This is a genomic window from Streptomyces griseorubiginosus (genome assembly GCF_001514195.1).
GTDB classification, from domain to species: Bacteria; Actinomycetota; Actinomycetes; order Streptomycetales; family Streptomycetaceae; genus Streptomyces; species Streptomyces griseorubiginosus.
Genome location: NZ_KQ948735.1, coordinates 1,390,637 through 1,398,054, shown reverse-complemented (window position 1 = coordinate 1,398,054; position 7,418 = coordinate 1,390,637). Strand labels below are relative to the sequence as shown.

General features: G+C 68.5%; 10 protein-coding genes. 4 read left to right on the top strand and 6 right to left on the bottom strand.

The genetic code is table 11. From position 1 onward, the window contains the following. Nucleotides 1–234 precede the first annotated feature (234 nt). The gene (locus AQJ54_RS12675; protein ID WP_062024229.1) at nucleotides 235–876 is read right to left on the bottom strand and encodes a DNA-3-methyladenine glycosylase; all 642 of its coding nucleotides are present in this window, start codon (nucleotides 874–876) and stop codon (nucleotides 235–237) included. A 141-nt stretch (nucleotides 877–1,017) separates the two neighbouring features. Between AQJ54_RS12675 and AQJ54_RS12670 the strand changes: the two genes are divergently transcribed. The 3 genes from AQJ54_RS12670 to AQJ54_RS12660 all read left to right on the top strand — a co-directional run bounded on the left by AQJ54_RS12670 (nucleotide 1,018) and on the right by AQJ54_RS12660 (nucleotide 3,043). Next, nucleotides 1,018–1,800 (top strand): sporulation protein, encoded by a 783-nt coding sequence (locus AQJ54_RS12670; RefSeq protein ID WP_062236952.1) that lies wholly within the window; start codon nucleotides 1,018–1,020, stop codon nucleotides 1,798–1,800. A gap of 43 nt (nucleotides 1,801–1,843) precedes the next feature. After that, entirely contained in the window at nucleotides 1,844–2,383 is a 540-nt protein-coding gene (locus AQJ54_RS12665; RefSeq protein ID WP_062236948.1) for a YbhB/YbcL family Raf kinase inhibitor-like protein, read from the top strand. Between the two features lie 153 nt (nucleotides 2,384–2,536). Continuing rightward, nucleotides 2,537–3,043, top strand: coding sequence for an HNH endonuclease (locus tag AQJ54_RS12660; RefSeq protein ID WP_062024233.1), 507 nt, complete (start codon nucleotides 2,537–2,539; stop codon nucleotides 3,041–3,043). 133 nt (nucleotides 3,044–3,176) lie between these two features. On the opposite strand, the gene AQJ54_RS12655 is transcribed toward AQJ54_RS12660, so the two are convergent. From AQJ54_RS12655 to AQJ54_RS12645, 3 genes are all read right to left on the bottom strand, one after another. Beyond that, on the bottom strand, nucleotides 3,177–4,115 hold the full coding sequence (locus AQJ54_RS12655) for an SPFH domain-containing protein (RefSeq protein WP_020140695.1): 939 nt from the start codon (nucleotides 4,113–4,115) through the stop codon (nucleotides 3,177–3,179). A 130-nt stretch (nucleotides 4,116–4,245) separates the two neighbouring features. After that, the gene (locus tag AQJ54_RS12650; RefSeq protein WP_030318314.1) at nucleotides 4,246–4,677 is read right to left on the bottom strand and encodes an NfeD family protein; all 432 of its coding nucleotides are present in this window, start codon (nucleotides 4,675–4,677) and stop codon (nucleotides 4,246–4,248) included. A 95-nt stretch (nucleotides 4,678–4,772) separates the two neighbouring features. Beyond that, nucleotides 4,773–5,570: an ABC transporter ATP-binding protein gene (locus AQJ54_RS12645; protein ID WP_030318316.1), complete on the bottom strand. Its 798-nt coding sequence runs from the start codon at nucleotides 5,568–5,570 to the stop codon at nucleotides 4,773–4,775. A 139-nt stretch (nucleotides 5,571–5,709) separates the two neighbouring features. On the opposite strand from AQJ54_RS12645, the gene AQJ54_RS12640 reads away from it, so the two are divergent. Next, nucleotides 5,710–6,498, top strand: a complete 789-nt coding sequence (locus AQJ54_RS12640) for a hypothetical protein (protein WP_079069828.1) — start codon at nucleotides 5,710–5,712, stop codon at nucleotides 6,496–6,498. Between the two features lie 229 nt (nucleotides 6,499–6,727). Here the strand turns inward: AQJ54_RS12640 and AQJ54_RS12635 are convergent, their stop codons facing one another. Continuing rightward, entirely contained in the window at nucleotides 6,728–6,967 is a 240-nt protein-coding gene (locus AQJ54_RS12635) for a chaplin family protein (RefSeq protein WP_020140699.1), read from the bottom strand. Nucleotides 6,968–7,162: 195 nt separating this feature from the next. Next, on the bottom strand, nucleotides 7,163–7,408 hold the full coding sequence (chpE, locus tag AQJ54_RS12630; protein ID WP_062024235.1) for a chaplin ChpE: 246 nt from the start codon (nucleotides 7,406–7,408) through the stop codon (nucleotides 7,163–7,165). Nucleotides 7,409–7,418: the final 10 nt, after the last annotated feature.

Genomic DNA, 7,418 nt, shown 5'->3' with positions numbered 1-7,418 from the left:
TCCTTTCGGGCCTGATTCCCTGTCGGCGGGGCCTTTCGACATTCACTACGTTAGCCCATTCCCTCGGCAACTCATAATCGAGTTCCGCGAGTTCGAATTCGGGCGTGCGGGCACGCCGAAATCGCCCCCGCCGAGGGGATGTCGTAGGTAGTGGTTTGGCCGCTCTCGGCTGCTGGCGATCGCCGTAACCGGGTCAAGCGGCTCGGGCTACGTTACGCATCTTCCAAGAGCGAGTCAACTTGAGCGGCGCCTCGGGACATGGGCCCGATAGGGGCTCACCGTCGGGTCGTTGGCGACCCAGAACCGCCAGGGGTGCACGCCTCCTTCGCCGGCCACTCCGGTGCGCGGACCGTTGAGTACCTGGTCGGAGGTGACCGGGGTGCCGGTGAGCACCCTCAACGGGGTCTCGCCCGCGGCGCAGGCGTCCGTGCCGTCCAGGGCCCGGTCCACGCCCAGGGCGGTGGCCAGGCGGGCCGGTCCTTTGGCCAGTTCTTTGTCATTTCGGGCCGAGAGTCGACGTTTGCGAGCCAGTTCCGTGCCTTCGAGGACCTCGCCGGCACGGAGCAGGACGGCGCTCGCCCGGCCCTCCTCGCCGCAGACGAGGTTCATGCAGAACCACATGCCGTAGGTGAAGTAGACGTACACATGGCCGGGCGGACCGAACATCACGTCGTTGCGGGCCGTGCGGCCGCGATAGGCGTGGGAGCCGGGGTCGTTCTGGCCGTCGTAGGCCTCGACCTCCGTGATGCGGAGCACGATCGGACCGTCCGGGGTCGTACGGACGAGGAGCCGGCCGAGGAGATCGGGGGCGACCTCCAGTACAGGGCGGTCGAAGAAGTCTCGTGGCAGTGGCGTACGGTCCGGGGGCGTGATCATGGCGTACGAGCGTAGTCCAGACGGGTGTGTGCCAAGGGGTGGTCAAGGCTTCGTCCGCTTGCCAGGGTGAGGGCGCGGAACCGACCACGGCCGGATCGCGTTTGTAGGGATCAGGAATCCGCGCGTTCTAAGAGGAGAGACATGGCGTTCAAGAAGCTGCTCGCGAGCCTGGGGGCCGGCGGGGCTTCGGTGGAGACGGTGCTGACCGAGGTCAACGTCGTCCCGGGTGGTGTCGTCCAGGGTGAGGTGCGGATCCAGGGCGGGTCCGTGGACCAGGAGATCGAGGGGCTGTCGGTCGGGCTCCAGGCCAGGGTCGAGGTCGAGAGCGGCGACCAGGAGTACAAGCAGGACGTCCAGTTCACGAAGGTGTCGCTCGGCGGTGCCTTCACGCTGCAGGCGAACGCGGTGCACGCGGTGCCGTTCGGTATCGAGATCCCCTGGGAGACGCCGATCACCATGATCGACGGGCAGGCGCTGCGCGGGATGAACGTCGGTGTGACCACCGAGCTGGCCATCGCGCGTGCCGTGGACTCCGGTGACCTCGACCCGGTCAACGTGCACCCGCTGCCGGCGCAGAAGGCGATCCTGGACGCGTTCCTCCAGCTGGGCTTCCGCTTCAAGAACGCGGACCTGGAGCGCGGGCACATCCGTGGGACGCGGCAGCAGCTGCCGTTCTACCAGGAGGTCGAGTTCTTCCCGCCGCAGCAGTACCGGGGACTGAACCAGGTCGAGTTGAGCTTCGTCGCGGACGGTCACGCGATGGACGTGGTGCTGGAGATGGACAAGAAGCCGGGTCTGTTCAGCGAGGGCAGTGACACCTTCCGTTCCTTCCAGGTGGGTCTGCACGACTACCAGGGCACCGACTGGGCCGCCTACCTCAACCAGTGGCTGTCCGAGGTCGGCAGCAGGCGCAACTGGTTCTAGGCTCGGAACTGTTGATTCCGCTGACAGACCAGGAGGTACCGAGGTGACCGAGCTCAAGCGGCGGCCGCTCCCCCATGACTTCCATCCGCCCGTGCCGTCGTTCACGGTGACGAGTGAGGACGTCTCCGAGGGGGCGACGCTGAAGGACGCTCAGGTCTACGCGGCCGGCAACACCTCTCCGCAGCTGCGCTGGGAGGGTTTCCCTCCGGAGACCAAGAGCTTCGCCGTGACCTGCTACGACCCCGACGCGCCCACGGGTAGTGGGTTCTGGCACTGGGTCGTGTTCGACATCCCGGCCTCGGTGACCGAGCTGCCGGTGGGCGCGGGCAGCGGGAAGTTCGAGGGGCTGCCGGAGGGTGCCGTACAGGCGCGGAACGACTACGGGTCGAAGGACTTCGGTGGGGCCGCTCCGCCGGCCGGGGACGGGCCGCACCGGTACGTCTTCACGGTGTACGCGGTGGACCAGGAGAAGCTCGGGCCGGATTCCGACGCGTCGCCTGCCGTTGTGGGGTTCAACCTGCGGTTCCACACGATCGGACGTGCCCAGTTGATCGGTGAGTACGAGGTGCCCGCCGAAGACTGACGTTCAACGAGCGTTTGCCCGCCTCTGGTCTTGGAATTGATCAGGGGCGGGCACTTTTTATTGCGTTGTCCATCTCGGCGTGCCCGGCCAGAGTTGATCCAAGCCCAAGCCCGCCAGGGGGTGGGCCGGTACGCAACGGGAGGTGGGCTGGTCATGCGGGAGACGCTGGTACTGAACGCGAGCTTTGAGCCGCTGTCGACGGTGACGTTGAATCGAGCCGTCGTTCTGGTGCTTCAGGACAAGGCCGTCGTCGAGCAGTCCCACCCCGAACTGCGTATGCGCGGAGCCGCGGTCGACATACCGGCGCCCCGGGTGATCAGGTTGTGCAGGTACGTGCGGGTGCCCTTCCGAAGACAAGCTCCGTGGTCCCGGCGGGGTGTTCTGGTGCGTGACCGGCACAGGTGCGCGTACTGCGGGCGGCGGGCGACGACCGTGGACCACGTGGTGCCGCGGTCCCAGGGCGGTCAGGACACCTGGCTGAATACGGTGGCCTCCTGCGCGGAGGACAACCACCGCAAGGCGAACCGGACTCCGGCGGAGGCGGGGATGCCGTTGCTGCGTCAGCCGTTCGAGCCGACTCCGGCGGACGCGATGCTGTTGTCGCTGGGACACGAGGACTTCTCGGCGTTGCCGGAGTGGCTGGCTCGAGAGGCCGCCTAGTCATCTGCCGGGTCCGGTTCTGATGCGACTGCGGGTGCGTCGTGGCTTGTCGCGCAGTTCCCCGCGCCCCTGAGTGCGTCAGGGCCCGCCTTCTCGAGAAGGCGGGCCCTGCTGTCGTACGGAAATGCCTGCGTCAGTCGATCTTCGGGGTTTCCCGGCGTTCCGTGCCGCCGTTGCCTCCGCTTGAACCGCCGCCGATGTTGCCGAAGTTGCCCATCGCGCCGGACAGGCCCTTGAGGGCGTCGCCGATTTCGCTGGGGACGATCCAGAGCTTGTTGGCGTCGCCCTCGGCGATCTTGGGGAGCATCTGGAGGTACTGGTAGGAGAGCAGCTTCTGGTCCGGGTCGCCGGCGTGGATGGCCTCGAAGACCGTGCGGACCGCCTGGGCCTCGCCCTCGGCGCGCAGGGCCGCGGCCTTGGCCTCACCCTCAGCGCGCAGGATCTGGGACTGCTTCTCACCCTCGGCGGTGAGGATCGCGGCCTGGCGGGTGCCTTCCGCGGTGAGGATCGCGGCGCGCTTGTCACGGTCGGCGCGCATCTGCTTCTCCATCGAGTCCTGGATGGAGGTCGGGGGCTCGATCGCCTTGAGTTCGACGCGGTTGACGCGGATGCCCCACTTGCCGGTGGCCTCGTCGAGGACTCCGCGCAGGGCCGCGTTGATCTCCTCGCGGGAGGTCAGCGTTCGCTCCAGGTCCATGCCGCCGATGATGTTGCGCAGCGTGGTGACGGTGAGCTGCTCGATCGCCTGGATGTAGCTGGCGACCTCGTAGGTCGCGGCGCGGGCGTCGGTGACCTGGTAGTAGATGACCGTGTCGATGTTGACGACCAGGTTGTCCTGGGTGATCACCGGCTGCGGCGGGAACGGCACGACCTGTTCACGCAGGTCGATGCGGTTGCGGATGGTGTCTATGAACGGGACCACGATGTTGAGGCCCGCGTTGAGTGTCCGCGTGTAGCGGCCGAAGCGCTCGACGATGGCGGCGCTCGCCTGCGGGATGACCTGGATCGTCTTGATCAGGGCGATGAAGACCAACACCACCAGAATGATCAAGACGATGATGACCGGTTCCATCGTGCTCCCCGTGCCCTTCTCCGCCTCGGCGTTTTCGGAAGATCTTATGGTTGTTGAAGATCTTGCTGGTCGAGTCTGACAGACCGTCGTACAACTCGTGGTGCGTTCGGTTCAGTTGCATCCTGCGAGGTCACATGACGATCGCGGTCGCTCCCTCGATGTCCACCACATCGACTTCCTGGCCCACTTCGTAGGCCCGGCCGGTGTCGAGGGCGCGGGCCGACCAGACCTCGCCGGCGAGCTTGATCCGGCCGCCCGCGCTGTCGACGCGCTCCAGGACGACGGCCTGCTTGCCCTTCAGGGCGTCGACGCCCGTGACGAGTTGGGGTCGCTGGGAGGAATGCCGTGCCGCGATGGGCCGTACGACGGCGATGAGGGCCACCGAGACGACGACGAAGACGAGCACCTGCACGACGACGTCACCGCCGAGCCCGGCCGAGACCGCTGCCGCGACGGCGCCGACCGCGAGCATGCCGAACTCCGGCATCGCGGTCACCACGAGCGGGATTCCGAGCGCTGCCGCGCCGACGAGCCACCACACCCATGCGTCGATGTCGTTCACATGGTCAATGGTAGGTCCGCGGGTACCGCCTCCGACAGGGCGCGATGGCGCCGGGAGGGGCTTCTTACCCGTGTTTTTGCGGGGACTTCACTTGATCACGACAGCGGGAGGCCCTGAGCGGTCCAGCGTTCGCCGACCTGCTCGACGACGAGCGGGAGGCCGAAGCACATGGAGAGGTTGCGGGAGGTGAGTTCGAGCTCCAGGGGACCGGCGGCGAGCACCTTGCCCTGGCGGATCATGAGGACGTGGGTGAAGCCGGGGGCGATCTCCTCGACGTGGTGGGTGACCATCAGCATCGAGGGGGCGATCGGGTCGCGGGCGAGCCGGCCGAGGCGGCGGACCAGGTCCTCGCGGCCGCCGAGGTCGAGACCGGCGGCGGGCTCGTCGAGGAGGAGCAGCTCGGGGTCGGTCATCAGGGCGCGCGCGATGAGGGTGCGCTTGCGCTCGCCCTCGGAGAGGGTGCCGAACTTGCGGTCCAGGTAGTCGCTCATGCCGAGGCGGTCGAGGAAGGCACGCGCGCGCTGCTCGTCGATGTCCTCGTACTCCTCCTGCCAGCCCGCGGTCATGCCGTACGCGGCCGTCAGCACGGTCTCCAGGACGGTCTGGCGCTTGGGGAGCTTGTCGGCCATGGCGATGCCGGCCATGCCGATGCGGGGGCGCAGCTCGAAGACGTCGGTGCCGGGCTTGCCGAGAGTCTCGCCGAGGATGGTGGCGGTGCCCTTGCTGGGGTAGAGGTAGCTCGACGCGAGGTTCAGGAGCGTGGTCTTGCCGGCGCCGTTGGGGCCGAGGATGACCCAGCGCTCGCCCTCCTTGACCGACCAGGAGACCTGGTCCACCAGAGCCCGGTCCTCACGGACCACGGATACGTCCTGAAGCTCCAGAACATCGCTCATGAGCGCGTTGTCTCCCCTTGCAGTGTGACGGTGTCGACGTCTCGGCTGTCGCGTGCGCGCTTTTGGGCGCAGCCCTCGATGAAATCTACGCCACCGGCCGCGCGGTCCGGTCCATAGGTCAGGTCCTTAGGCTGGGGGCATGCTCTCGGAACCGCGCTCTGGACGCCTTGCCGCTTGGGGAAACGGCCTTTTGGCCGGACTTGTCCCGCCCGACGACGCCGTGCTGGCGATCGTCGGTGACGATGCCGTGCACCGGGTGGAGGGGCTGCCCGGGGAGGCTTCGGCGGTCGGTCTCACCCTCGCGCTCGGGCGGCTGCGGTCGCTCGGGGTCACGGGGCTGCGGGTCGCGCTGCCCGCTCCCGGGCATCCGCTGGGGCTGAGCGGGCCGCCGGAGTTCAACGCACGGGCGTTGGAGGCGGAGGAGGCGGTCGTCTGTCACGGCGCCGCGCTGGGTCTGGTGCCGGAGGTGTACGAGGCCGGGCCTTCGGGTGATGTGCATGTCGAGGTGGTGTGGCACGTACTGCCGGTGCGGGAGGCTCCGCCGGCGGACGTGCCCTCGCTGGGCGAGGCGGAGCGGGAGCTCGCGGAGGCCCTGCGGGAGGCGACGGAGGTGTTGTCGCGGCTGGACGTGGCCGGGTCGGGGCCGGTGGCGGAGGCGGCGATCGGGGCGTACCGGGCTCGGGCCGAGCGGGGGCGGGAGGTTCTGGCGCCGGGGTATCCGCCGCGCGCGGTGCGGGTGTTGGAGCTTGCTCAGCGGGTGGGGTTGCTGGTGTCGCTGGCGTATGAGAACGGACATGGGGGTGCGGTGAGTTCTGCGGAGATGCGGGCTCGGGGGGAGGCGTTGCGGCCGGTGGAGCGGACGGCTCGGCGGGCGCAGGTGGCGGCTTACAACGCGTATGTGGAGGAGCGGGAGCGGGGGGTGCGGTGAGCTGCGCCTAAGGGGGTGCCTCGCTGTGCCGTCTTGCGGGTGCGGGTGCGTCGGGGCTGGTCGCGCAGTTCCCCGCGCCCCTAGAAGCAGCTGGGTGCAGTCATACGCACTCAGCTGCACCCGCCTCACCCGGCCGCAGCCGAGCGACGGTCCCTGCCCTACGACGGTCAACGCCAAGGGCCCCTCAAGTCGTCGTTGACTTGAGGGGCCCCTCGGTTCAGACCAGGCGTCAGCCGTTCACGCCGGTGTTGCCGAACGCCGGGTTCAGCAGACCGATGACGTTCACGCTGTCGCCGACTACGTTCACCGGGACGTGGACCGGGACCTGGACCAGGTTGCCCGAGACGACGCCCGGCGAGCCCACGGCCGCGCCGTCGGCACCCGCGTCGGCGACAGCGGCACCGGCGGCGGCACCCGTGGCGATACCGGCGACGGTGATGGCCACGGCGGCCTTCTTGGCGATGTTCATGGGAAGCGTTCCTCCTGCGTTCGCGTATCCGACCCGGCCGCGGGTCGTGCGCTGATCAACGCGTTTGCAGGCCCGGGCGGCACGCATATCCCCGCAGGATTCACCGTTCGGCTCATTCGAACGACAAACGGATCGGCCTCCCGGACGCGTGACGCGTCCGGGAGGCCGGAGCCACTGCCCGCCGGAGGCGAGGAATCAGTGGTTGAGGCCGAGGTTGCCGAAGGCGGGGTTCAGCACACCGATGACGTTCACGCTGTTGCCCACGGCGTTCACCGGGACGTGGACCGGGGCCTGGACGAGGTTGCCCGAGGCGACGCCCGGCGAGCCCACGGCCTTGCCGTCGGCGTGCGCCCCCTCGGTGGCGGAGGCCATGCCGGCACCGGCGGCGATCAGCCCGCCGGCCACCATCGTCACGGCCGCTGCCTTCTTCAGGTTCTTCACTACTGAGCCC

What these genes read in the sequence shown, in the direction of transcription:
- AQJ54_RS12670 (WP_062236952.1), top strand. Translation starts at nt 1,018, where the DNA reads ATGGCGTTCAAGAAGCTGCTCGCGAGCCTGGGGGCCGGCGGGGCTTCG.
- AQJ54_RS12655 (WP_020140695.1), bottom strand. Translation starts at nt 4,115, where the DNA reads ATGGAACCGGTCATCATCGTCTTGATCATTCTGGTGGTGTTGGTCTTC.
- AQJ54_RS12645 (WP_030318316.1), bottom strand. Translation starts at nt 5,570, where the DNA reads ATGAGCGATGTTCTGGAGCTTCAGGACGTATCCGTGGTCCGTGAGGAC.
- AQJ54_RS12640 (WP_079069828.1), top strand. Translation starts at nt 5,710, where the DNA reads ATGCTCTCGGAACCGCGCTCTGGACGCCTTGCCGCTTGGGGAAACGGC.
- AQJ54_RS12660 (WP_062024233.1), top strand. Translation starts at nt 2,537, where the DNA reads ATGCGGGAGACGCTGGTACTGAACGCGAGCTTTGAGCCGCTGTCGACG.
- AQJ54_RS12635 (WP_020140699.1), bottom strand. Translation starts at nt 6,967, where the DNA reads ATGAACATCGCCAAGAAGGCCGCCGTGGCCATCACCGTCGCCGGTATC.
- AQJ54_RS12675 (WP_062024229.1), bottom strand. Translation starts at nt 876, where the DNA reads ATGATCACGCCCCCGGACCGTACGCCACTGCCACGAGACTTCTTCGAC.